Here is a 24619-nt window from a genome sequence, read left to right as displayed (position 1 = left end):
TTATAGTACGCCTAAATCGTCACGAAGTTTTTGTTCGGAGTTTGCATACATTTTTTCGTTAAAGCCTTTAAGGAAGTTTCCAAGTACTTCTTTTGAAGGATTATCCATGTGATCAACGATAATTTGTCTTTTTAAGGATTTATCCATTTTATTTACGTGTTCTGGTAAGCTTTTGTAGCCACGACGAATTTCACGGTCAACAGTCATTTCACAAGCAGTCACACCCGCATAGTAAGAGCCTTGAGCATTCTGATCAACAGTAATCCAAACTAACCAATATGGCTTGCCGTTTGGCACTTCTTCCTTTTCTTTTAAAAATTTTATTCCCTTTTCAACATCGCTTCTTGCATGCATCGCACCCATTTCAACGTAAGCCTCACCTGCTGTAACATCAACGATTACAGGAGTCATATTATCTAAATTTAGAGTTCCTGCACCATAGCCACCATGAGTAGTCGACTCTTTACCTAAAATGTTAAAGCCACTACCTTTTTTATTGTTATTATTATTTAAAAGGTCCATCAAAAATCCCACCTTATTTGATATTATTTTTTCTAGTCTACCATACGGAAAGTCACGTTTGCACGTTACAAGCTTCTAGTAGCTCAGAAGGAATTAATTTCTCTTTGTCGAATGATAATATATAGTGTTTCTAAATTTAGATTATTTAACGTCTTTTCGTAAATATTGTTGTCGGGAAGACGAATGAGAAGGGGAGTTTAATTAACATGCCATTTGTAACCGTGAAATTACTAGAAGGAAGAACCGATGAACAAAAACGTGCGTTAGTTGAAAAAGTAACAGCAGCTGTAAGTGAAACTGCGAATGCGCCAAAAGAAAATATCTTTGTCATGATCGAAGAATTACCTAAAAACCACTTAGCAGTCGGTGGCGTATTAAAGAGCGATCAATAGGATCTAGAATCCAAAAACTTAAATGTAAAAATGACTTTGAAGCATTGCTTCAAAGCCATTTCTACATTTATAGTGCTTGTCCACCTTACTGGGTGATTTCTTTCAATTTTGCGATATAGTCAAAGGCATCTGCCATTTCGTCTTCTGTAAAGTTTAGTTTGGCTTTGACTGTATGAACCTTTTCGACCATTTCCTCTTTTGATAAACCATCAAAATAGAGCAGAGTAGAGACGAGCTCTAAAAAGCGCGAGCTCTTCTCATTGATATCTAACGTAAAATCCTTTAACTTTGGTAGGTCCAAACTAGAAATCGATAAAAACTTTGCCCCTTCTTCGGACAAGGTGTAGCGATATTGGTAATACCCACCTTTTTGCTCTTTCGTTTCGTGAACAAAGCCTAGGTTGCACATTTCTTCAATGCGAAGCGTTAATTCCTCTGAATATGGTCCATAAAAGTGGAAGTTATAACGCTCTTGAAATGGGAAATTTATTTTTTTGGCGATATAAATGATTTTTTGCAGCTTTTTACGTCCAATGACTTCGCCTGCTTCACGAATCAACGCCATAATTTTCACATGATCATTTAACAACCTTTTCTCCCCCTATTTAAAAAGTATCTCTTTTATTTGTCTTTTAACCTCTCCATGCTGTGTCTCGTCATTTAAGAGATCTAATGGAAAATATAATTTATGATCTGTCCGTTTTTTCCCGGAAATTGCTTCAACAACATCAGATTCCCTTGAAAGTTCTCGTAAGTCACCGTTAGGAGTTACTAGGTATATCGGAATACGTTCGCCTTCTTCCCCTGGCCGATAAAAATCGTAAGGCAAATCTGACGATGAGTCAATCACCAAATAATAGTCCGGTTCAATCTCAGCTTTTTTGAAGAGCTCAATCAGTTTTGGCCATTCATTCCACTGTTTACTCGGATTAAATTCGACGTACTTAAACAATTTTCTATCATTAAATCTAACACATAAGTCACTTAAAATTCGATCTTCTTCTTCTTGCCAAATTTGGAAATAATACATGATTATCGCCTCATCTAGCTTTAAATAGTCCTCTAAGCACAGTTTTTCATTAAATAGTGAAAAAAAGTGAGTTGGTGCTTGTTTAAATTGATAGTTTTGTTGGTATAAAAGCTTCGCCCGGTGCAATATTTTACTTAAAATAACTTCCGCACTACGCGTAACCGGATGAAAATACACCTGCCAATACATTTGATAACGACTCATAATATAATCTTCGACAGCATGCATTCCACTTTGTTTAAAAACTGCTTGCTCCTCAGTCGGACGCATCACTCGAAGGATCCGTTCCATGTCAAAGTGACCATAGCTAACGCCTGTATAATACGCATCCCGCTGCAAATAGTCCATCCTATCAGCATCAATCTGACTAGAAATAAGACTAACTACAAGTTTATTAGAATAGGTCTTCGCGATCACATTGGAAACCTTATTAGGAAAATCAGCACTAACCTTACGAAGAATTTTATTAATTTCTGTATTCCCTAAAATAATCCGCCTCGTCCATTCTTCGTGGTCTGTTTGAAACACTTTTTCAAAGGAGTGTGAAAACGGTCCATGACCAATATCATGAAGAAGAGCAGCTGACAAACAAACAAGTCGTTCGCCCTCATCCCAGTGCTCACGCCCATCAAAATTATCAATGATCCGCCTCATAATTTCATAAACTCCTAATGAATGGTTGAAACGTGTATGTTCAGCACCGTGAAACGTCACATATGTAGTTCCTAACTGACGGATTCTTCTTAAGCGTTGAAACTCCCTTGTCCCTACTAGCTCCCAAATCAATTGGTCTCGGACATGAATATATCGATGAACAGGATCTTTAAAGACCTTTTCTTCCTCAAGTTTGCCTAAAATATCTGTCACACACAGCACCCCTTTCGACCAAACCTTTTATGAGTTTATTATAATTTATCTACTACGATACATGCTACATTAGTTTATAGTGGAGAGTGTAATGTTTAGAGTTGGTATTCAAAGTTTTCATCGAAAAAAGAAGAAGTCGCTTTCTGAATGGAAAGCGACCTGCTTACTTAAGTTTTTTCTTAATTTTTTCAATAAGCTGGTCCTCATCAGGTGCTGTTACCGGACGATTATTAACAAAAGCAAATGCTTTTTTCCGACCAGGACCACAATACGATTGGCAGCCAATATGAAGTTCTGCTTTTGCATCTAGTTGATTTAGGCGTGGGACAAGCGTCTTAACGTTTGTTGCCTGACAAACATCGCAAATCTTAATTTCATTATTCATATATCAAAACCCTTTCACTTTACTCAAAATCTATATGAATGGTTGACATGTTGAGTGTAATATTGTTAAAGCTATTGCTGTTTTCCTAAAGTTTGTTGCTTTCGTAAAAATCCCAAAAGCCGGATTTTTACACATAAACACTTATATATCACTACTTATTTAGTAAGCATTGCTCTTTTCTTACTAATTCTACAAGGTATTTCTTGCAACATTGTTTACGAAAAGAGCCAAGCCTAAAGAGTATTTTACACTTGTTTCTACTTGTTATGCAAATGAAAGATTTGCTATTATGAAAGGAAATTAGCAGTTTTACTAAGGAGCTTTAAAAATTGAGTAAAAATTCGATAACTAACTGGCGTTTTATTGATCAAACAACCTTTGGACCAAATTTCAGCCCGCTAACATCCTTTGCTACAGATGATACTCTTTGCACTTCGGTTGGCGAAGGCCGTTCAATACCAGTGATCAGAACTTGGGTTCACCATGCTACAGTCGTCTTAGGCATCCAGGATAGTAGGCTACCTTTTATAACAGAAGGCGTTCACTATCTCCACTCAGCTGGTTATGGAACCGTTGTCCGCAATTCAGGTGGGTTAGCCGTTGTCTTAGATGAAGGTATTCTTAATATATCCCTCATCTTTAAAGAAGATAAACAAATTTCAATTAATAGTGGTTATGATGCGATGTATGAACTAGTACAAAGTATGTTCCGTGATGTTACTGATGCAATCGAGGCTCGAGAAATTGTTGGATCATACTGTCCTGGAAGTTATGACCTAAGTATAGACGGCAAAAAGTTTGCTGGTATCTCTCAACGCCGTGTCCGTGGCGGAGTTGCAGTACAAATATATTTATGTGTAACCGGAAGCGGTAGTGAGCGCGCTGCTCTAATCAAAGAGTTTTATCGACTCGCTGTAAACGGCAACCAAACAAAATTTGTTTATCCGACGATTGAGCCAAGCACAATGGCTTCACTAAATGAATTACTAGGCCTCGACTTAACTGTGCAGGATGTCATGCTGAGACTATTAAAGACGATCATGCACGACCCATCTATCACCATCCAATCAACTCAATTACTTGACGACGAATTCTCACTCTACGAAACCAACCTCGCAAGGATGGAGAAAAGAAATGAAGGATTTGGGGTTTAAATTTTAGAATGAGGGTCACGTGGGGCTTCCGCATGACCCTCATTATGTTTTTCAGGAGAAGGGGTGCGGGTAGTGCTCTTCTACGCGACTAATTTTTACATTTATTAGGAGAGTTAGACACGTAGAACTCTTCTACGAGACTGAATTTTACATTTTATAGGAGAACACGGCTCGTAAAACCTTTATACGAGACTAAATTTTACATTTTCTAGGAGAATACAGCTCATAAAATCTTTATACGAGACTAAATTTTACATATCCTAGGAGAGTTCAGCTCGTAAAACCTTCCTACGAGACTAAATTTTACATTTTCTAGGAGGATAAGGCTCATAAAACCTTCCTACGAGACTAAATTTTACATTTTCTAGGAGGATTCGGCTCGTAAAACCTTTATACGAGACTAAATTTTACATTTCCTAGGAGAATCCAGCTCATAAAACCCTTCTACGTGACCGAATTTACATTTCCTAGGAAAATTAGGTACATAGAATGTTTCTATGTGACTTGTTTTTACATTTATTAGCGTAGAACCCTTTACACTTCCTATAAACCACCAGCCGCCACTCCCAAACCCATATAAAAAAAACTGACCCATGCCCAGCATCTCCAAATCGGGATACAGTTCACGACGTCAGTCCTTTTCCATAATTAGTTTATCCGTTTAACCCTTGCATAGCAGTAATCAATGCTAGCTTGTACACGTCATCTACGTTACAGCCACGTGAAAGGTCATTGACTGGTTTGTTTAGGCCTTGAAGAATTGGGCCAATTGCTTCGAATTCGCCTAGGCGTTGAGCAATTTTGTAGCCAATGTTTCCTGCTTCTAAGCTTGGGAAGATGAAAACATTTGCTTCGCCTTTTAAAGGTGAATTTGGAGCTTTCTTCGCTGCTACAGAAGGTACAAATGCTGCATCGAATTGGAACTCACCATCGATGACTAAGTTTGGTGCCATTTCTTGTGCAAGACGTGTTGCTTCAGATACTCTTTCTGTTTCAGGTGATTTTGCTGAGCCTTTTGTTGAAAAGCTTAACATTGCCACTTTTGGATCAATGTCGAATACACGCGCTGTCTCTGCAGCTGCGATCGCTGTTTCTGCTAAGTCATTGCTATCAGGAGCAATATTGATCGCGCAATCACCAAAGATTAATTTTTGCTCGCCTTTAACCATTACGAATACTCCAGAAGTTTTACGGATACCTTCTTTCGTTTTAATGATTTGAAGAGCAGGGCGAACTGTATCTCCAGTTGAGTGTGCTGCGCCACTTACAAGACCAGCTGCTTTCCCTAAATAAACAAGCATTGTCCCGAAATAGTTAACATTTAAAAGCTGCGTGCGCGCATCTTCTTCTGTCACTTTCCCTTTACGACGCTCAACAAATGCAGCTACTAGCTCATCAAATTCTGGGTATGTAGCAGGATCGATCACTTCTACATGATCAAGAGTAACACCGATCTCAGCAGCCTTTTGGCCAACTGCTTCATGGCTACCAATAACAATTGGGTGTAAAACTTTATTTTCACCTAACTTAACTGCTGCTTCTAATACTCTCTCATCTATTCCTTCAGGAAATACGATTGAAGGAAATTGACCTTTTACTTTTGCTTCAATTTGTTCAAATAAACCGCTCATTTTCATCCTCCTAAGATAACATCAGATCATCATATCATCTAGAATACTCCTTCTGACAAGAAAAATAAACCAAGTTTGAGAAACTATACAAAGTTTAAATTTTCAGACATAAACAACTGAACCTATCCTAGTTTTTCCATAAAGAAATGAGTTTTATGCTAGAATAAAATTAATCATTGAACAGAGGTGAAGTAAGTGAGCCCCAAAATCGGTATGGAACCTATTCGAAGACAACAAATTATTGAAGCAGCAAAACATTGCATCGTCACAAAAGGGTTGCCTCATTTTTCGATTAAAGACATCGCTAAAACAGCGAAGCTAAGTACTGGTGTCATCTATCATTATTTTGAAAATAAGGATGATCTTCTTGTGGATGTTTTAAAAGATGCTTTTGCCCAAACCGAAGCACTTGTAAAAAAAAATGTCGACGAGGCTAACGATTATAAGACGAAAATGAATGCATATTTAGAAACCGTAGCAAAAGTGCCTGAAGAGAACCCTGATTTTTATTTAATCCTATTAAACTACCTGGCTCAAGCACCATATCATGAAGAGCTAAAGCGAATGATTACGCGCTTTTTTCAAAATTTAGGTCAATTCATCGAAAGTATTTTACAAATTGGCTATCAAGAAGGTGTAATCAAAAAGGTTGAAACAGGAACAGCCGCAAATTTAATTCTTTCACAAGCGATGGGCATTGCCTTTTATTATTTGATTACCAATGAAAAACTACAACGTGATAACATAAATCGTGATTTTGTTGAAATTTTCAAAAAATATATTGAATAGTCATTCAGTTCGTTTATATAATGAAGTTGTAAACGAAACTTTTATTTATATTGATTGTTCAATATAAAACTACTTAGGAGGCTAGTATATGTCATCGCAATTACTATTTAATCCTATCAAAATTAACAGTTTAACGTTACCATCACGAGTCATTATGGGATCGATGCATGTCGGTTTAGAAGGTGAAGAAAACGGTCTTGAGAAGTTGATCGCTTTTTACACAGAAAGAGCGAAAAACAAAGTTGGCTTAATCGTCACTGGTGGTGCAGCCGTCTGTCCAGAGGGCAGTGGTGGGCTTCACTTTATGTCGATCTACAACGATGAGGATGTTGAATACTGGAAGCCACTAACAAAGGCTGTTCATGAGGTTGGTGGAAAGATTGCCTTACAGCTGTTTCATGCTGGTCGCTATGCCTACCAAGCGTTAACAGGTTGTAACGTCGTTGCTCCGTCAGCGATTCAATCACCAATTAACCCAGATAAACCCCATGCTTTAACAGCTGAACAAGTTCAGGAAACAATCGCTGCTTTTGCAAGCGCTGCCAAGCGTGCCAAAGAAGCAGGCTTTGATGCAGTCGAAATTATGGGGTCAGAAGGCTATTTGATTAATCAGTTTATCTCGCCTGTTACAAACGAGCGCGAAGACGAGTGGGGTGGCTCCTTTGAAAATCGTATGCGGTTTCCACTGGAGATTGTTAAGGCTGTCCGGGGAGAGGTCGGGTCAGCTTATCCGATCATTTTTCGGATGTCTGGTCTTGACCTTATTGAAAATAGTACAACAGAAGCAGAAACGCTAACCCTAGCCAAAGAGTTAGAAAAAGCAAGTGTCGACCTGTTAAATATCGGCATTGGTTGGCATGAATCTAAGGTGCCGACAATTTCCATGAAGGTGCCGCGCAACCGTTTTGTGCCTGTAGCAGCGAGTATCAAAAACAGGTTTCAATTCCTGTCATTGCTAGTAATCGCATCAATAATCCTGTTGATGCAGAACAAATCCTCTTAAATGGCGACGCTGACCTTATTTCAATGGCCCGACCATTTTTAGCAGATCCTGCGATTTTAACAAAGGCCTATGAAAATAGAGTAGAAGATATTAATACATGTATCGCCTGCAATCAGGCTTGTTTGGACCATGTATTTGAGTTAAAACCAGCCTCTTGCTTGGTTAATCCTGAAGCAGGTAGAGAGTTAGAGCTAGAGCTTATTCCAGCCACTGTAAAAAAACGAGTGTTAGTCATCGGCGCTGGACCCGGCGGAATTGAAGCTGCACGAGTCTTAGCACTTCGCGGTCACCAAGTCGTTCTTGCAGATCAAAACGACGCGATTGGTGGACAACTAAATTTTTCAAGGATCGTCCCAGGCAAAAGCGAATTTAACGAAACCATTCGTTATTATAAAACACAACTGAGTAAGCTCAACGTCCAGGTTCGTCTGAAACATCGCATTACCGCTGATGATCCATTGGTAGCCCAAGCAGATGAAATTATCATTGCGACCGGGATTGAACCACGAAAACCAGATATTTTGGGTGTAAATAACGAATACGTAGTTTCATATAAAGATATTTTTGAAGATCGAGTTCCCGTAAAAGAAAACATCGTCATTATTGGTGGTGGTGGAGTAGCTTGTGACTTAGCGATTTTACTAAAACAAAAAGGTGCCAAAGAGATTACAATGCTTCAGCGTAGTAAGGCTTTTGCAAGAGGCATTGGCAAAACAACCCGCTGGGCAACGTTAATGGAACTTAACATGAAGAATATCCGCATGATTGGTGGGATCAGTGAGTACAAAGCGATTGATCAAGGCGAGATTACATTTTTACGTGAAGGTGCTCTAAGGTCCATCCCTGCTGACTTAATCGTTTATGCAAGTGGGCAACTGCCAAACAACAGCTTATACAACAAGCTTACGGAAAGCAAAAAGCCTGTTCACATTATTGGTGGTGCCAAAGACGCTAGTGAGCTTGATGCGAAAAAAGCGATTTACGAAGGTACGATCGTTGCAAGAGAAATTTAATGAGGAGTGGAATTTATGAAAAACGGAACTGTCCTACTTGAAGCTCATAATGGAATTGCTACAATAACACTAAATCGTCCTGAAGTAAAAAATGCCATTAATTTAGAGATGCATGAGGATTTACAGCAAGCTTTTACAGAAGCAGACAATGATCCAACCGTTAAAGTCATCATTCTTCAAGGAAAAGAAGGCGCGTTTTCTAGTGGAGCCGATTTAAAAAGCATTCCTGTTCACGACTTTGCTTCGTTTGATCACGGTGATTACCTTGCTAAAACGTATAACAAATTAATTGAAATCATTGAGGCAATCGATAAACCGATTATTGCTTATTTAAATGGTACAGCAGTCGGCGCCGGCTTAAGCATCGCACTCGCTTGTGATTTTCGATACGCAGAGCCAAGTGCGATTTTAGGCGTTAGCTTTTTAAAAATTGCCCTTGTTCCTGATGCTGGTGCTTCCTACTATCTACCGAGAATTGTTGGCCTTCAAAAAGCAGTAGAGCTTTGTTTAGGCGAACCAATTACCGCTGAAGAGGCACTTAGCTGCGGCCTGATCAATCAGATTGGTAACCCTAGCGAATTTGCTACTAAACTTACCCAAGTTCCTAGCACCACCTTTGGCTTAATGAAAAAAAATATGCGTAACTCTTTTGATAAATCACTTACTGAAGTATTAGAGATGGAGGTTCAGACACAACGTCAAGCTGGAAAAACTCCTGAACATATGCGAGCCATCCAAAGTTTTGTCATGAAAGGTAAATAATGTAGAATAAAAAGTGAATGCTAACTATGGCATTCGCTTTTTTATGAGTTTAGATATGTTACAAAGCGTTGACATCTTTATATTCGCTAAACTGTTTATTTGGTTTTTTAGATTGTAAATAGTATAATGAACATAGAAATAGTAGTTATAACAAGAGAATAAGTATAGTTTTTCATTAAGATACATTTTGAGGAGTGGATATGAATGAGTGAAGCAGCAATAACATTAGAAGGCTGGTATTGTTTACACGATTTCAGAGCAATGAATTGGGAAAAGTGGAAGTACCTTTCAACAGAAGAGCGTCAATCAATCACAAATGAACTTTTAGGATTATTAGAAAAGTGGGAAACTACTGAACTTCGCAAAGCTGGAAGCCATGCTCTTTATAGCATTGTTGGTCAAAAAGCGGATCTTTCCATCATGTTGTTACGTCCAACAATGGAAGAGCTAAATGAAATTGAAAATGCGTTTAACAAAACTCGTTTTGCAGAGTACACAATCCCTACATACTCTTATGTTTCAGTTGTCGAGTTAAGTAACTACCTTCCTGCAAGTGTAGACCCTAACACTGATCCTGAAATTCAAGCGCGTTTAAAACCAACACTACCTAAATCAAAATATATTTGCTTCTACCCAATGAACAAGCGTCGCGAAGGCAACGACAACTGGTACATGCTTCCAATGGAAGAGCGCAAAACATTAATGCGTAGCCACGGCATGATTGGTAGAGGATATGCTGGTAAGGTAAAACAAATCATTACAGGTTCTGTAGGATTCGACGATTGGGAATGGGGCGTAACATTATTCTCAGATGATGTTCTCCAATTTAAAAAACTTGTATATGAAATGCGTTTTGATGAAGTAAGTGCTCGTTACGGAGAGTTCGGATCATTCTTCGTCGGAAATCTTTTAGTAAAAGAGTCAATTCCTAGTTATTTACACATATAATCTTCAGAGTCAGATCATTATGATCTGGCTTTTTTATATGTAAGCTACATTCTTTTTAATTCATAATTCAGAACTCCCAATCATAGGAATAAGATAGTGAAAGAAGTTTACCAATAATCGTAGATTAGCTGTAGTTTTTTTATTTGCCAAGTATTCTGTAATAATCTTGCTCCTGATCAGTCAACTTTGTAGCTTACATAAATATAGGAGGTGAGTAAAATGGCAGTCATAAAAGCTACAGAAAATGATGTGAAAGTGCTAGCTCGATTAATGCGAGCAGAGGCAGAAGGTGAAGGAGAGCTAGGGATGCTTATGGCGGGAAATGTCATGGTTAATCGAACTCGAGTTGACTGTTTAGATTTTCGCGATATAAATTCGATTGAAAGAATGGCTTTTCAATCACCAGGTGGATTTGAAGCTGTTCAAAAAGGTTATTTTTATCAAGGCGCAAGAGAAAAGGAAATTCGACTTGCAAGAAAGGTGATCAAAGGTGAAAGACACCATCCAGCTGAATTTGCTTTATGGTTTTTCCGACCAGCGGCAGGATGTCCAGCCCAATGGTGGGGTCAATGGAACTCAGGGAGATATAAGCTTCACTGTTTCTATACACCGTTAGCAAGTGAATGTCCGTCGGTTTATTCAACATATTAGTGGTTTTTTATCAACCGCTCTTTTCGTAACTTTGTTGCTTTCATAACAAAGTTACTCCTACCTAATTGGAAGTTAGACATTAAAAAAAAGATTACGCGAAAATTGCCCTATCATTTATAAAGGAGTGATATCATGTATCCGTTTCAGCAGCAACCTTGGATGCAACAACCCTTAACACCAACACAAGAAGCACCTGCCTTACCTTACCAAATCCCACCTCAGCAGCAACAATTTTTACCGGGGGCACCGATGCCAGTCCCACCAGGATTTGCACAACAATATCCAATGCCAACTCCTCAGCCTCCAGTCACTGGAATGCTGCCTCTTGAGCAATCATACATTGAAAATATTTTACGACTAAATCGGGGTAAAGTAGCTACTTTCTATATGACATATGAAAATAATGTAGAATGGAATGCAAAAATCTTTAGAGGAATTGTTGAAGAAGCTGGTCGTGACCATATTGTCATTAGCGATCCACAAGCTGGACAGTACTTTTTATTACTTATGCTAAATTTAGATTATGTAGTCTTTGACGAACCAATTGAGTATGATTATCCATATGGTGCTGCAGTGCCGCCAATGGGTACCTATTCTCCACGATAAGAGACCATTTTTAAATTCATTAGGTAGTAAAAACCTATATTAATAGTTTTATAGCATACCAAATCTTTTGTCGATTGGTATGCTATTTTTGTTGATTCAGTAGTTGGCGAGACGCCTTTCGGATTTGGAATGCTTTTCTTCTTCTAGGAGTAATCCTTTCCGAAGGTGACTCAGATTCGGAAATACTTTTCATCTTCCAATCAGAGTTCTTGGAACAATTTTGACCTGGTTTCGTACCGTTTTGCGTTCCAATCAGGGTTATTCCAGCCGATCTTCCTAACTCCTACCTAGAAATCTCGCTTCCTGTTCTAAAAACAACGCCAAGTCGTAAAACAAAAAAACGCTTGGCGGAAACTTAATTCCATCCAAGCATTTTTTTATAACCCTTTAAAAGCAGCTAAAGCGAGCAGCACCCAACCGACCATGAAGAAAACACCACCAATTGGTGTAATTGCTCCAAGGATTTTTACGCCGGAAATACTCAATATGTACAAGCTCCCAGAAAAGAAGAGTATGCCAATGAACATTGACCAACCGGCCCATGTAATCATTCCTGGGCTACCAAGGCGATCAGCGACAATCGCAATAATTAAGATGCCAATGGCATGAATCATGTGGTATTGTACACCTGTTTGGTAGATCTCCAGCATTCGCGTCGTTAGTTTCCCTTGCAAGCCATGTGCTCCAAAGGCACCTAAACCTACAGCTAAAACCATATTTATACTACCAATTATTAAAAATAGTTTCATCATAACTATGCTCCTTTGCTCAATCTTATCTTTTCACACAGAATAGCATAGTCACAGCAAATCTTCAAAAATTGGATTAGCGGTTCTTTAAGTAAACTTCCAAGGCTTGTCTCATTCGTGAAGCTTCCTCACCATTATCTGCATGAACAATAATGTGATCTCCGTTTAATTCAACCTCGACGTTTTGAAAGCCCTGTCGTTCTAAAAAGTCACCAACATCATGAAAATCTTCATTCTGTGCATACAATGTTTTCTCGCCGACATATTTTCCCTCGACAAAGACTTCATAGCGATCCTCAAATAATTTCGTTGTATCCTGATTATTATTGTCCCTCGTCGTAAAAAATACTGGAACTCCAATATTACTATAGTTATAATTCATAGCTAAGCCTCCTTAAAATTTACCTCTCCCTTTAATTTGGTCTTAACTTTCGTTTATTATGAGTGCTAAAAATCAAATAAGCTTTCACTATCAGGTTTTTCTTTCAGTACTACCTTTGTCTCACTGCTAGTTATTTTCGTTTCCATAACAACAGCTGGTCTTACGTCTTTTCTTGCTTCTAAAAGCAGGTCACAGTAAGCCTTAATACTAATTAAATCCTCAGTAAGTCGTTCGTTGTCCTGTGTATGTATCGCTTTTTTTACCGATGTAACTTTCTCTTCTAGCTTATTGATAATCACTTCAGTTCCAATATTCATCGTATCCCTCACTATTTTCATTTTTTTTGAGGAAGATCTACTTCAACAGTCGTTCCGTTGCCGACCTTGCTTAAAAATTTGATCTTGCCTTGGTGATTCTCGATTATTTTTTGGCTCACCATTAACCCAAGACCAGTCCCGGTATCTTTGGTCGTAAAAAAAGGCTCGCCTAACTTTGTAATTTGTTCTTCGGGTATCCCTAACCCTTCGTCCGTGACCTTCATTCGGATCTTACTTCCATCTACTACAAGCAATTCAACCATGACATTCCCACCAGTTGGCATAGCTTCAATCGCATTTTTTATTAAATTGATTAATACTTGCTTGATCTGATTTTTCTCACACTCAACGAATATGTCTTGTTTGGATTCTAAAAAATTAATCATCGCATCTTTTAAAAGCGCTTCTGGCTGTAACAACGTCACGACCTCAGAGACGATTTTCTTTAGATCTTCTGTTTCAAATTGAGGTGACTGAGGTTTTGAAAAAACTAGAAACTCACTGATGATTAAATTAATTCGGTTCAATTCTTGGAGCATGATCTCACGGTGATTTGCACCTTGTCGATCTTTCTCCATCATTTGAATAAACCCTGAAATGACCGCGAGCGGATTGCGAATTTCATGTGCGACTCCTGCTGCCAACTGCCCTACCACCGCGAGTTTTTCAGATTTCCGAAGCAATTCTTCTGTTGCATCTTCTCCTGTTGTAATTTTTCCTGCAACTTTTCATTAAACTTACTGGCATATATCAGAAAAATTGTTACAAACACTGAAAATAGGCCTAAATAGACAATATCCTCTTGGTCCGTAAAAGGAAATACTTCCGCATGATAGTTATAAAAAATATAAATCGTAAATCCTAACGAATAAATTCCAGCTAGTAAAATCGGCTTATATTGCTGATAAATCGAACTTAAAATTAACGCAAACCAAATGTAGACAAAATTTATTAGTAAAGGCTCAAATAGGACTAGAGTAATGAAAAAAAGGAAAATAACAGTCACAATGATCACAGGTGTTTGCGTAACCAGCCATTTTTTTGCAACAAATACCGATGCAACTAGACAACAAAAGAGACCTGTCGGAATAATCACGACTAAGATCGCTGGGTCAACGATTCCATTAACTAATATAGACAAAAATAGAAAAAACCACATTAATTTTGCCATCAATTGATTGCGATTATGGATAAGAATTCTATGATTATTCATCGGATCTCTCTTCCTTGACTATTATCTGAAATATTTACCATTAGTATAACATGTAGGCGTTCGTGTAAACAAAAAGAGACTAATATTAGTCTCTTTTTAAGTAGATATGAAATGTGCTTCCTTTATTAATCTCACTAGTAACCGCAATGGACCCGTTCATTTCCTCGATAATTCGGTAGCTCGTTGCTAAGCCTAATCCGGTGCCTGTTGCTTTAGTCGTGTAAAATGGCGTTCCTATCTTTTCAAGAGTTTTCTTATCCATCCCTAGACCAGTATCTGAAATGCTAATACACACTTTGTTTTCTGGAACTAAATGTGTCGTAGCTACAGTTAACGTGCCACCCTCTGGCATCGCTTCAACCGCATTTTGAATAATGTTAATACATACTTGTTGAAGTTTACTAGAATCTACAACTACCGCTGGCGGTGGCTCAAACTCTTTTACAACGGATATGCCCTTTTTATAAAGCTGTGAAGATTGCAGAAGTAATAAGTCTTCCAATAAGCAAACAACATTGATCTCTTTCATATCATTCACAGGCTTTGGATTAGCGATATTTAGTAAATCCGTGATGAAATTGTTGACTCGGTCAATTTCATTAATAATAATATCGTAATACCCCTTTTTTGAGCCTTCTTCTTCTTTTCTAAAAAGCTGGATAAAGCCCCGGATAATTGAGAGCGGATTCCGAATCTCGTGAGCTAAGCCCGCTGACATTTCGCCGACAACCTTTAGCTGTTCCGAACGTTGTAGTTCTCGCTCCATTTGCCTTTTTTCAGTCAGGTCATTCAAAACTAGCAGTATTTCGTCATGCATCTCTTCATTTTCTAAAGACGGAAGAGAGGAGACACTAACGAAAAAATGATAGGCTTTCTGTCTCAAATTACATTCAAGTTCAAACTTTTTATTTGCTTCTTCATTTAGATATGTAGGTATCTTGCTAGCAATGACGAAATGATGAAAGCTTTCTGATTGCTTTGAAAGCTCACCAATCGTTTGACCAATAACCTCATGCTTATTCAACTGAAACAACTCTTCGCACATCCGGTTAAACGTCGTTATCTGCAATGTCTGTTTATTTATCGCGATGACTCCATTATCAGTCGTTTCAATAATCAATGTAGACTTTTTATCCGCACGATCCCTTTCCGCTAGCTTTTCAGCCATAGTCAGAAAGGTGTGATTTAAACGACTAATTTCCTCATACGAGTTTTTCATTTTTGCTGAAATTGGTCTACCAATGACAATATCAGACGTTGCTTCCCCTAAGCTTGCCAATGGCCTAACGATAAAATCAGATAGCTTAAAAATAGCAATCTTTGTGAGAAGGAGAACTAGACCAATGATCAATAGGTAATTAGTAAGCAACTTTTGAAGTGGTGCAAAAAGGGCCGTTTTTGAAACGGAGATTCCAACAAACCATTCCTCATCAAAACCAACTAATTTACGAATTTTTTCGTAGGCTAAGACAACATCACTGTCATCGTTATAATATATTTTTCGTTGGTCACTTTTATTAATTAAATGATCCGTCGTAAGACTGTTCTTTATTAAATAATTTTCAGTTAATATTTTACTCTGATCAGGATGAGCGATGATGTCTCCATTTATGTTCATTAAGAAGGCATAGCCTCCTAACCCAGCCACCTGTTCAAGCTCCGAAAACTTATTAAATGTTTTCCAAAGATGATTTAAATCAAACATTGGAGAAATCACGCCTATAACCTCGCCATTTTTATCGAATACAGGCGCAGACATGACTAGAATCGGTTCATGGAGAACCGTTGATAAATAAATATCCGAAATGTAGACCTCGCCTCGCATTGACGCTTGGAACCAAATTCGTTCAGTGAAATCATTGCCAACGACATGGTCAATTAAGCTTACCGAAACAATCCCCTCAGGGTTTACAAAAATAGTATCCTTATAAATATCATAGACATTAACGAATTGATGAAATTGCTCTGTAATCTCTTCAGTTGTAGCATTTGGGTCCATGACAACCGGATTCAATGCTAAATGCTGGAGGTCTAACACCCGTTCAGTTAATAATTTCTCAACATCTAGGGCTAGTTCGCTAGAAAATGTTACTAATGATTGTTCGATTGATTTCGTAAGCTCATATTTTTGTGACTGATAGGAGATATAACCTAAGAACAAAAGCGGAAAAAGTGTTATTAATAAAAAGAAAGTTAATAGTTTCGCTTTTAATGTTTTAAACATAAGGACACTCCTTACCATGATACATTAGATCTATTATAGTATAAAAAGGAAATCTAATGTTGCACAAAACGACAAAATTCTCATGTTTCTCTTGTTTTTTTACAAACTAGTGACGAACTCTTAAATAAAAAAAACAAGCCCTATATCTAAGGCTTGTGAGAACTCGATCTTTAGTTACTGGATTTCATAAAAATTCACTTAACTTTGATATAATTTATACAGTGCCTGGGTCCCACTGTTTTCCTCACCAGCTTCAGCAAGCTTTTCATACATTTCCTTGGCAAGCTTCAATCCCGGTGTTAATAATCCAAGCTCCTGGGCAGAATTCAGAGCGATCGTCATATCCTTAATAAAGTGCTTCACGTAAAATCCAGGTTCAAAGTCACCAGCAATCATTTTCGGACCTAACACACTAAGTGAAAAGCTACCAGCCGCACCTGTTTCAATCGTTTTTAACACTCGCTCAGGCGATAACCCCGCTTTTTCAGCATAAGTAATCGCTTCACAAACACCAAGCATCGTTGTGGCGATCGCCATCTGATTACACATTTTTGTATGCTGACCAGCACCTGGTCCACCTTGAAGAATGATATTTTTACCCATCTTTTCAAAAATCGGTAAGACTGCTTCAAAATCAGCTTCGTCGCCACCAACCATGATCGCTAAACGTGCTTCCTTCGCTCCAATATCACCGCCAGAAACCGGCGCATCTAAGGCGTGCATCTCACGTTTTTTCGCCTCATCATAAATTTTTGCCGCTAAAGAAGGACTAGATGTCGTCATATCAATAAAGTATGTACCAGGCTTTGCATGTTTTAGTAAGCCCTCCTCACCCAGATAAACCTCTTCAACGTCATGAGGATAACCAACAATCGTAATAATCACATCAGCCGTTTGGGCAACCTCTTTCACAGTATCCATCCACTTAGCACCTGCTTCAATGACATCTACTGCTTTTTCCTTGGTACGGTTGTACACAATCACTTCGTAACCAGCCTTAAGTAAATGCGACGCCATGCTTTTCCCCATCACACCAATTCCAATAAATCCGATAACTGTCATGTTTTCTCCCCCTTTTGACCTTTATGTTAACGTGTCGGAATGCACCAGTCAATAACTGGTATTTCTTGCGCTTGTAAAAATTGGTTTGCACGAGAAAACGGGTGACTGCCAAAGAAACCGCGATTAGCCGAAAACGGGCTCGGATGAGGCGATTCGATAATTAAATGATGCGGTTTGTTGACCAGCTCCCGTTTCTTTGCCGCGTGCTTGCCCCAGAGGATAAAAACGAGAGGCTCTTCTCGTTCATTCAAGCAGCTAATCACTTGGTCAGTAAATGTTTCCCACCCAAGACCTTTATGTGAGTTCGGTAAGCCTTCGCGCACGCTCAGCACTGTGTTGAGTAAAAGCACCCCTTGCTTCGCCCAGGATTCTAGGCAGCCATGGTCCGGAATTGGGCAACCTAGATCAGCTGCTAATTCCTTGTATATATTTTTTAAGCTTGGAGGAATTTTCACACCTAGCTTTACAGAGAAGCTCAACCCATGCGCTTGTCCCTCGCCATGGTATGGATCCTGACCTAGGATGACGACCTTTGTCGCCCGGTACCCCGTATAACGAAGCGCATTAAAGCGGTCCTGCTCAGGCGGAAAAATCGTTGCCGTCTCCTCTTTTAACACTTGTTGCAATTGTTGAAAATAGGATTTTTGAAATTCCTTATGTAATATTTCGTCCCAGTCATTGTTCAATAAGTTCATTGGCTTGAATCCTTTTTTATATTAGGTTCTTTTCGTAAACATTGTTCCTGTGATTACTCGTCGCAGAATTGTTGGTCAAATTGCATAAATTTCATAAGGTTATAGGTAAGAAAAGACACCCTGACACCTTGATGTTCAAAAACTAAACTACTTATTTATAAAGTAACGTTTTTTGAGAAAACAACCTTATTCTATTATACTGAGTAGTAAAATGAAGGACAACAAAAAGGTTATCTGGAGGTTAGATTAAGTGAAAACTGTAAATGTTGTTGGCGCCGTGATTAAAAACAAAGATGGCAAAATTTTATGCGCGTTGCGTTCACCGGTAATGTCGATGCCAAACCTTTGGGAGTTCCCTGGAGGAAAGATTAGAGAAGGTGAAGATCCTGCTGATGCACTTGTTCGTGAAATTCAAGAAGAGTTGGGATGCACGATTTGTGTAGGGAAGCTTATAGAAGAAGTCAGTCACCAATACCCAGCGATCCTAGTCAATTTAGCTACCTACGAAGCCGAGATCATCGAGGGTGAACCTAAACCTTTAGAGCATGAAAAACTAGCTTGGGTTAAGAGTGCTGATCTAATGCAGTTAGAATGGGCTCCTGCAGATGTGCCGACGGTGGAACGGCTCCGGGATTTTTCATAAAGAAAATGCCAGTCAGTCTCAATATGAGCTAACTGGCACTTTTTTTACACCTTAAACTTCGTTACTACCGCTTGTAGTTCCTGGGCAAGATTTGATAAATCTTCACTAGCTCGTGAAATGTCCTCAACTGCTGCTGTTTGCTGTTCCATGGTTGCAGAAACCTCTTCCGTTGAGGCAGAATTTTCTTCCGCGATAGCGGAAAGGGATTGAAGGGTATCGATAATCGCATCCTTCATTTTTTCCATTTCTTCGCCTGAAACATTTAGTCTTTCAACCGCAGCTTCAGATTCTTTCATAGCGATAGCGATCGTTTCATATTTTTTCTTACTTTCTTTCACACTTACTTCTTGATCAATTAGAATTGTAGAGACGTGAGCCATCACTTCTACTGCTGCTTTTGCATTTCCTTGTAGCTCGCGAACGACTTCATCAATTATTTTCGTAGAGTTCGTCGATTGTTCAGCAAGTTTTCGAATTTCATCAGCTACGACTGAAAAACCTTTTCCAGCTTCACCAGCTCGTGCTGCTTCAATTGCTGCGTTTAAAGCCAATAAGTTTGTTTGATCAGCAATCGTCGCAATAACACTACTTGCTTCGCCAATTTTTTGCGCACTTGCATTGGTCTTAATAATACCTGCTTCAACTTCTTTTGTAGATTTGCTGCTCTCTAATGAGATTTTTAATAGATTCTCTATTTCAGCTAAGCCGGCTTCAACAACGATATTTACTTTTTCAGATGCTTCATTTAACTCTCGTAAATAAGCCTGATCTTTCTCTACCGTTTCCCCTAACTGGATAGCCTTTTCAGAGCCTTCTTCAGTACTTTGGGCTTGGCTTGATGCGCCACTAGCAATTTCCGCCACTGTTCTCGCAACTTCCTCTGCAGCACTTGCTGACTGCTGTGAGGTAGCAGTTAGCTCCTCTGAAGAAGCTGAGACGTGCTCAGCAGATTTCGTAATCTCAATGATAGTAGCTCTTAAATTATCAGTAATCGTCTGCAATGCTAAAGATAACTCTCCAACTTCGTCTTTTTTACTAAGAAGCTTTTCTGGTACATCCTCGGTTAAGTCTAACTTAGCTATTTTTTCAGAATGTTTGATTACGTTAATAATTGGATTTGCAATAGTAGTGCCAATTATATAGGTAAGGATAATGCTAATTACTAAAACAATTAGCGTAATTAGTAAAACTTTAACTGACAGACCAGGTAGTGCATCTAGCACTTCAGATTCAAATGCTGTAATAACTAGTGTCCAATTGGTATTTTCGATAGGCGCATATCCGGCATATAAGTGGTTACCGTTATAGTAGTAATCATTTACACCGCTTTTTTCCTCAAGTATTTTTGTAAATAATTCACCAACAGATTTGGTCTCGTCTTGTGCACCAATTGGGTTAAATTGATCAGTCACCATGTCTCGATTTGGATGAGCAATCACGGTTCCATTACCATCAATGATGTACGCATAGCCATTTTTACCATAACTCATGTCATCAACAATACTATTAATAAAATCGGCACTCCCAACGCCAACTAAGACGCCAATAATTCTACTATTATTATAAAGTGGAATTGAACTCACCATGACCATACCGCCGTTATCGTCGGAATTTACACTCAGGGAAGGCGGCATCATTTGTCGTTCACCTTTAAGCGACTGCTGGTAATAGGCTCTCTCGCTAATATCGACGATTTGCTTATTTATTCCATAGCTATCTGATAAATAAAGGTTCCCGTTTAAGTCAGCAACACCGAGCCTTATGTAGCCGCTATCTTCGACCTTTTGAAGTAGGATCGACATTTTTGTCATGATATCTTCATTCGGGTCACTAAGCGCGTCAATATTTGCCAACCCTTCTAAGTAGGTAAATCGATTATCAATTCGACTTTCGGTGAGTCGTGCTCCTTCCTGTACGACTGATTGTAACCCCGACTCTGCTTCAGCAACGATTAATTTGCTTGCATTATTTAAAATAAAAAAACCTAACAAACTTGATGCAATAAAGATTACTACTGAAAAAAAGACTACTAATTTTGTTTTGATACTCTTCATTCTTACACCGCTTTCTTATGCTGACTGAGTAGTTTATCTAGTATATTATATTTTAATAGAATAAAAGCTACAATGACATTTACTATATACAAATCGACATGTTTGTGAATGGTTTTGATTCTAAAAAATAAAAAACCAAGCTCAGTTATTCTAAGCTTGGTTTTCAAACAGATATTAAAACTGCATTTTAGCTTCTAAGAAGCTCTTTAGGTCAGCAATTGCGACGCGTGTTTGCTCCATTGTGTCGCGGTCACGAACTGTTACCATGTTATCTTCTTGAGAGTCGAAGTCATAAGTGATACAGAATGGTGTACCGATTTCATCATGGCGACGGTACCGTTTCCCGATTGAACCAGCTTCATCATAATCTACCATGAAACTCTTCGCAAGATCAGCAAATACCGCTTGTGCTCCATCAGATAATTTTTTTGATAAAGGTAAGACTGCAGCTTTAAAAGGTGCTAAAGCTGGGTGCAACTGCATGACTGTACGGCTTGTGCCGTCTTCTAATTGTTCTTCTTTATAGGCGTCGATTAGGAACGCTAATGTCACACGGTCAGCACCTAATGATGGTTCGATACAATAAGGAATGAAACGCTCATTCGTTTCTTGATCATGATAGTTGAAGTCTTCACCAGAAAACTCCATATGTTGCTTCAAGTCGAAATTCGTACGTGATGCAACACCCCACAACTCGCCCCAACCGAATGGGAATTTATATTCAAAATCAGTCGTCGCGTTACTGTAGTGAGATAACTCATCATCAGCGTGATCACGCATACGAACGTTTTCCTTCGTTAATCCAAGACCAGTTAACCATTTGTCGGCTGAGTCTTTCCAGAAATCAAACCATTTTAATTCTTCACCAGGCTTACAGAAGAATTCAAGCTCCATTTGTTCGAATTCACGAGTACGGAACGTGAAGTTCCCTGGAGTGATTTCGTTACGGAAGCTCTTACCGATTTGGCAAATACCAAACGGTAATTTTTTACGCATTGTTCTTTGAACATTTTTAAAGTTAACGAAGATTCCTTGTGCTGTTTCTGGACGAAGGAAGATTTCATTTGTGCTTGTTTCAGTAACCCCTTGGAAGGTTTTAAACATTAAGTTGAACTGACGAATTGATGTGTAATCCATCGCCCCACAATCAGGACAAACGATGTTGTGCTCTTGAATTAGCTCTTCCATCTTTTCAAACGAAAGACCATCAACAACCATTTCAATTCCTTTTGCATCTAACGCATTTTCAATAATTTTATCTGCACGATGTCTTGCTTTACACTTTTTGCAGTCGATCATTGGGTCATTAAAGTTACCAATATGACCAGAAGCTTCCCATGTACGAGGATTCATTAAGATTGCAGCATCAAGTCCGACATTGTAAGGTGACTCCTGAACAAACTTTTGCCACCAAGCCTTTTTTACATTGTTTTTCAGCTCCACACCTAGTGGACCGTAGTCCCACGTGTTTGCTAGACCTCCATAAATTTCAGAGCCAGGAAAGATAAACCCACGGTGCTTCGCATGCGATACGATTTGATCCATAGTTACATTTGACATTTTAGTCACTCCTTATAGATTTTTTTGGTGTCCTTTTTTGGTGTCTGACACCCCAGATGGACAAATTACTCTGTTTTTCCACCTGAGGTAAACACCTCTTATAAATTATTTGAAAAGCCGTTTCAACGACAGTTAGTTATCGTCCACCTAGCGTGGAAAACGCAACGATTTTGTCCACGAGCGGTGTCTGACACCAAATAAATACAAAAAACTCCCGTCTCTAGGCTTTTCTAGCCTAGGGACGAGAGTTATCTCCCGCGGTTCCACCCTAGTTGGTATACAGGATCATATACCCACTTTATCGTAAAAACTCCAGACTGCCGTTTCGTTAAATGTCTTCGCTAGGCTCTCACCGGCCCTAGCTCGCTTGGGAAGCTTAATTTAACTACTATTCGTCCTTCACAGTTCTATATAGTAAGTACAAAAAGTCCGGAAACAATAGGCGGCAAATCTCTTCGTCAGCTTGTTCTTCCGATACTCACGTATTGTCTCTATACGCTCCGTTTCTCAGAACTACGCTTCCTCGATCTTTTTACCTCTTGTCGTCCTCCTTTTTGAACATCTATTATTAAATTTTATTGTTGTTTATCATACCAAATCTTACAAGTGTCGTCAAACCTATTTTCAGAAAAAAATGCGAGAAATATACATCCTCCCAATAATTTTTCGTTACATATCCCTGCTACTCTCCGCAGAAAATAGAAATTAGAAAGGAGCTGATACAAATGGGACGTGCTCGTAAACAAAAAACACGTGACAGAAACAAAAATAGTTTGCCGCAAACACCAAAGAAAGACATTGCCACAACTGACGAGGATCTGCAATGGGCCAAGGAAATTGATGGTAAGTATGATGTGAGAGACTAAGGTGCAGTTTTGAGTGTAGAGTTTTGAGTTGTGAGGGCTTCGAGGCCTTTTAAACCTTAACTCTACACTTAAATTCATTGCCTCTACTTAGCTTCTAGTATATCCTTCACTTGTCTGATTGTTGGGAGGGCGGTCATTGCACCTTTGGTTGAGGCAGCTAGGCCACCGGAGACACTGGCAAACTCGGCAATTTCCTTCGCTTCTTCTAAAGATAAATTCATAATCCCTTTGCCGCGCTTTTGCAGCTTATATAAAATACCCGAAACAAAGGCATCTCCAGCACCAGTCGTATCAACAGCGTCTACTTTCATCGCTTCAACATGAGCCTTTTCACCGTTTACAAAAACATAGCTTCCCTCTGCACCTAACGTAATGAATACAAGTGGAATGTTGTATTGAGCTAATGCAGCAATTCCCTGGTCAATCTCTGTTTCACCAGTTATAAATTCTAATTCTTCCTCAGAGATCTTTAAAACATCAACTTCACCTAGCATTGAAACAATCATTTCTCGAGCCTGTTCAGCACTTCCCCATAGCCCAAGGCGTAAGTTAGGATCATAAGATACGATTAAACCATTTTCCTTAGCGACCTTAACCGCTTTAATTGTTGCTGATCTCGATGGCTCACTGATTAAGCTAATCGATCCATAATGAAGAATTTTACTCATCTTAAAAACATTTTCATTAATATCGCTTTCCTCTAAAAAACGGTCTGCACTTGGATTAATATAAAAATCAAAGTTACGTTCACCGTTATGAGCTAATGTAACGAAGACAACCCCAGTCCGAACTTCCTTAGAAAAGAATAGCTGGTCGGTCCAAACCCCTTCTCTCTTAAGGACATCTCGTAAAAAATGGCCTAAAACATCGTCACCAACTTTACCTAGAAACGTTGTATTAATTCCTAACCTAGCTAACCCTACCGCAACATTTGCCGGAGCGCCACCTGGACTCTTTATGTAATTCAAATTCGTACTATCCATCGGAATAAAATCAATTAACGCTTCACCTAAGCAAATAACACCCTTGCCCACTTTAACGTCCTCCTTTAGCTAATAAATTCTCATATTATGTTGCCATATTGGTTAGCGGATTGCAATG

General features: G+C 38.8%; 27 protein-coding genes and 1 other annotated feature. Of the genes, 11 read left to right on the top strand and 16 right to left on the bottom strand.

The window, feature by feature from the left end; translation table 11 throughout:
- Entirely contained in the window at positions 1–522 is a 522-nt protein-coding gene (locus H1D32_RS22030; protein ID WP_261180347.1) for a YwhD family protein, read from the bottom strand.
- A gap of 206 nt (positions 523–728) precedes the next feature.
- Between H1D32_RS22030 and H1D32_RS22025 the strand changes: the two genes are divergently transcribed.
- On the top strand, positions 729–914 hold the full coding sequence (locus H1D32_RS22025; RefSeq protein ID WP_261180346.1) for a 2-hydroxymuconate tautomerase: 186 nt from the start codon (positions 729–731) through the stop codon (positions 912–914).
- An 85-nt stretch (positions 915–999) separates the two neighbouring features.
- On the opposite strand, the gene H1D32_RS22020 is transcribed toward H1D32_RS22025, so the two are convergent.
- From H1D32_RS22020 to H1D32_RS22010, 3 genes are all read right to left on the bottom strand, one after another.
- A complete protein-coding gene (locus H1D32_RS22020; protein WP_261180345.1) occupies positions 1000–1503 on the bottom strand; it encodes a YwgA family protein in 504 nt (167 codons plus the stop codon).
- 12 nt (positions 1504–1515) lie between these two features.
- Complete coding sequence (locus tag H1D32_RS22015; protein ID WP_261180344.1) at positions 1516–2811, bottom strand: HD domain-containing protein; 1296 nt, start codon at positions 2809–2811, stop codon at positions 1516–1518.
- Positions 2812–2974: 163 nt separating this feature from the next.
- Positions 2975–3196, bottom strand: coding sequence for a YuzB family protein (locus tag H1D32_RS22010; RefSeq protein ID WP_261180343.1), 222 nt, complete (start codon positions 3194–3196; stop codon positions 2975–2977).
- Positions 3197–3525: 329 nt separating this feature from the next.
- Between H1D32_RS22010 and lipL the strand changes: the two genes are divergently transcribed.
- Entirely contained in the window at positions 3526–4350 is an 825-nt protein-coding gene (lipL, locus tag H1D32_RS22005; RefSeq protein ID WP_261180342.1) for an octanoyl-[GcvH]:protein N-octanoyltransferase, read from the top strand.
- A 653-nt stretch (positions 4351–5003) separates the two neighbouring features.
- Here the strand turns inward: lipL and pta are convergent.
- On the bottom strand, positions 5004–5981 hold the full coding sequence (gene pta, locus H1D32_RS22000) for a phosphate acetyltransferase (protein ID WP_261180341.1): 978 nt from the start codon (positions 5979–5981) through the stop codon (positions 5004–5006).
- Between the two features lie 195 nt (positions 5982–6176).
- On the opposite strand from pta, the gene H1D32_RS21995 reads away from it, so the two are divergent.
- The 7 genes from H1D32_RS21995 (at position 6177) to gerQ (ending at position 11753) form a co-directional block, all read left to right on the top strand.
- Complete coding sequence (locus H1D32_RS21995; RefSeq protein WP_261180340.1) at positions 6177–6770, top strand: TetR/AcrR family transcriptional regulator; 594 nt, start codon at positions 6177–6179, stop codon at positions 6768–6770.
- A gap of 88 nt (positions 6771–6858) precedes the next feature.
- Positions 6859–7773 (top strand): oxidoreductase, encoded by a 915-nt coding sequence (locus H1D32_RS25170; RefSeq protein WP_314733482.1) that lies wholly within the window; start codon positions 6859–6861, stop codon positions 7771–7773.
- Positions 7713–8786, top strand: a complete 1074-nt coding sequence (locus tag H1D32_RS25165) for an FAD-dependent oxidoreductase (RefSeq protein WP_314733491.1) — start codon at positions 7713–7715, stop codon at positions 8784–8786. The genes H1D32_RS25170 and H1D32_RS25165 overlap by 61 nt, the downstream gene beginning before the upstream one ends.
- A 15-nt stretch (positions 8787–8801) precedes the next feature.
- The gene (locus H1D32_RS21985) at positions 8802–9548 is read left to right on the top strand and encodes an enoyl-CoA hydratase/isomerase family protein (protein WP_261180339.1); all 747 of its coding nucleotides are present in this window, start codon (positions 8802–8804) and stop codon (positions 9546–9548) included.
- Positions 9549–9752: 204 nt separating this feature from the next.
- The gene (gene hemQ, locus H1D32_RS21980) at positions 9753–10496 is read left to right on the top strand and encodes a hydrogen peroxide-dependent heme synthase (RefSeq protein ID WP_261180338.1); all 744 of its coding nucleotides are present in this window, start codon (positions 9753–9755) and stop codon (positions 10494–10496) included.
- A gap of 219 nt (positions 10497–10715) precedes the next feature.
- Positions 10716–11147: a cell wall hydrolase gene (locus H1D32_RS21975; RefSeq protein WP_261180337.1), complete on the top strand. Its 432-nt coding sequence runs from the start codon at positions 10716–10718 to the stop codon at positions 11145–11147.
- A 132-nt stretch (positions 11148–11279) separates the two neighbouring features.
- Complete coding sequence (gerQ, locus tag H1D32_RS21970) at positions 11280–11753, top strand: spore coat protein GerQ (RefSeq protein ID WP_261180336.1); 474 nt, start codon at positions 11280–11282, stop codon at positions 11751–11753.
- 377 nt (positions 11754–12130) lie between these two features.
- On the opposite strand, the gene H1D32_RS21965 is transcribed toward gerQ, so the two are convergent.
- The 8 genes from H1D32_RS21965 to H1D32_RS21930 form a co-directional block, all read right to left on the bottom strand.
- Complete coding sequence (locus H1D32_RS21965; protein ID WP_261180629.1) at positions 12131–12502, bottom strand: DUF423 domain-containing protein; 372 nt, start codon at positions 12500–12502, stop codon at positions 12131–12133.
- A gap of 76 nt (positions 12503–12578) precedes the next feature.
- Positions 12579–12884, bottom strand: a complete 306-nt coding sequence (locus H1D32_RS21960; RefSeq protein ID WP_261180335.1) for a hypothetical protein — start codon at positions 12882–12884, stop codon at positions 12579–12581.
- 65 nt (positions 12885–12949) lie between these two features.
- On the bottom strand, positions 12950–13201 hold the full coding sequence (locus tag H1D32_RS21955; RefSeq protein WP_261180334.1) for a YwdI family protein: 252 nt from the start codon (positions 13199–13201) through the stop codon (positions 12950–12952).
- 17 nt (positions 13202–13218) lie between these two features.
- Positions 13219–13845 (bottom strand): ATP-binding protein, encoded by a 627-nt coding sequence (locus tag H1D32_RS21950; RefSeq protein ID WP_261180333.1) that lies wholly within the window; start codon positions 13843–13845, stop codon positions 13219–13221.
- 5 nt (positions 13846–13850) lie between these two features.
- Positions 13851–14414 carry a hypothetical protein gene (locus H1D32_RS21945; RefSeq protein ID WP_261180332.1) on the bottom strand — a complete coding sequence of 188 codons (564 nt, stop codon included), beginning with the start codon at positions 14412–14414 and terminating at the stop codon, positions 13851–13853.
- Between the two features lie 85 nt (positions 14415–14499).
- A complete protein-coding gene (locus tag H1D32_RS21940; protein ID WP_261180331.1) occupies positions 14500–16638 on the bottom strand; it encodes a sensor histidine kinase in 2139 nt (712 codons plus the stop codon).
- 198 nt (positions 16639–16836) lie between these two features.
- On the bottom strand, positions 16837–17700 hold the full coding sequence (locus H1D32_RS21935; RefSeq protein ID WP_261180330.1) for an NAD(P)-dependent oxidoreductase: 864 nt from the start codon (positions 17698–17700) through the stop codon (positions 16837–16839).
- A 26-nt stretch (positions 17701–17726) separates the two neighbouring features.
- Positions 17727–18395 carry a uracil-DNA glycosylase gene (locus H1D32_RS21930; protein ID WP_261180329.1) on the bottom strand — a complete coding sequence of 223 codons (669 nt, stop codon included), beginning with the start codon at positions 18393–18395 and terminating at the stop codon, positions 17727–17729.
- Positions 18396–18645: 250 nt separating this feature from the next.
- Between H1D32_RS21930 and H1D32_RS21925 the strand changes: the two genes are divergently transcribed.
- Positions 18646–19038, top strand: a complete 393-nt coding sequence (locus H1D32_RS21925; protein ID WP_261180328.1) for a (deoxy)nucleoside triphosphate pyrophosphohydrolase — start codon at positions 18646–18648, stop codon at positions 19036–19038.
- Positions 19039–19082: 44 nt separating this feature from the next.
- On the opposite strand, the gene H1D32_RS21920 is transcribed toward H1D32_RS21925, so the two are convergent.
- Both H1D32_RS21920 and H1D32_RS21915 read right to left on the bottom strand, forming a co-directional pair.
- Positions 19083–21092, bottom strand: a complete 2010-nt coding sequence (locus H1D32_RS21920; protein WP_261180327.1) for a methyl-accepting chemotaxis protein — start codon at positions 21090–21092, stop codon at positions 19083–19085.
- A 174-nt stretch (positions 21093–21266) separates the two neighbouring features.
- The gene (locus H1D32_RS21915) at positions 21267–22652 is read right to left on the bottom strand and encodes a glycine--tRNA ligase (RefSeq protein WP_261180326.1); all 1386 of its coding nucleotides are present in this window, start codon (positions 22650–22652) and stop codon (positions 21267–21269) included.
- 234 nt (positions 22653–22886) lie between these two features.
- Positions 22887–23064 (bottom strand) — a binding site (T-box leader).
- Positions 23065–23377: 313 nt separating this feature from the next.
- Between H1D32_RS21915 and H1D32_RS21910 the strand changes: the two genes are divergently transcribed.
- Positions 23378–23518, top strand: coding sequence for a YfhD family protein (locus tag H1D32_RS21910; protein ID WP_261180325.1), 141 nt, complete (start codon positions 23378–23380; stop codon positions 23516–23518).
- 83 nt (positions 23519–23601) lie between these two features.
- Here the strand turns inward: H1D32_RS21910 and H1D32_RS21905 are convergent, their stop codons facing one another.
- Positions 23602–24552 carry an aminoimidazole riboside kinase gene (locus H1D32_RS21905; protein ID WP_261180324.1) on the bottom strand — a complete coding sequence of 317 codons (951 nt, stop codon included), beginning with the start codon at positions 24550–24552 and terminating at the stop codon, positions 23602–23604.
- Positions 24553–24619 lie beyond the last annotated feature (67 nt).

The organism is Anaerobacillus sp. CMMVII (assembly GCF_025377685.1).
Classification (GTDB): Bacteria; Bacillota; Bacilli; order Bacillales; family Anaerobacillaceae; genus Anaerobacillus.
The sequence above is the reverse complement of the archived record's forward strand: the minus strand, read 5'-3'. Positions and strand labels throughout refer to the sequence as shown.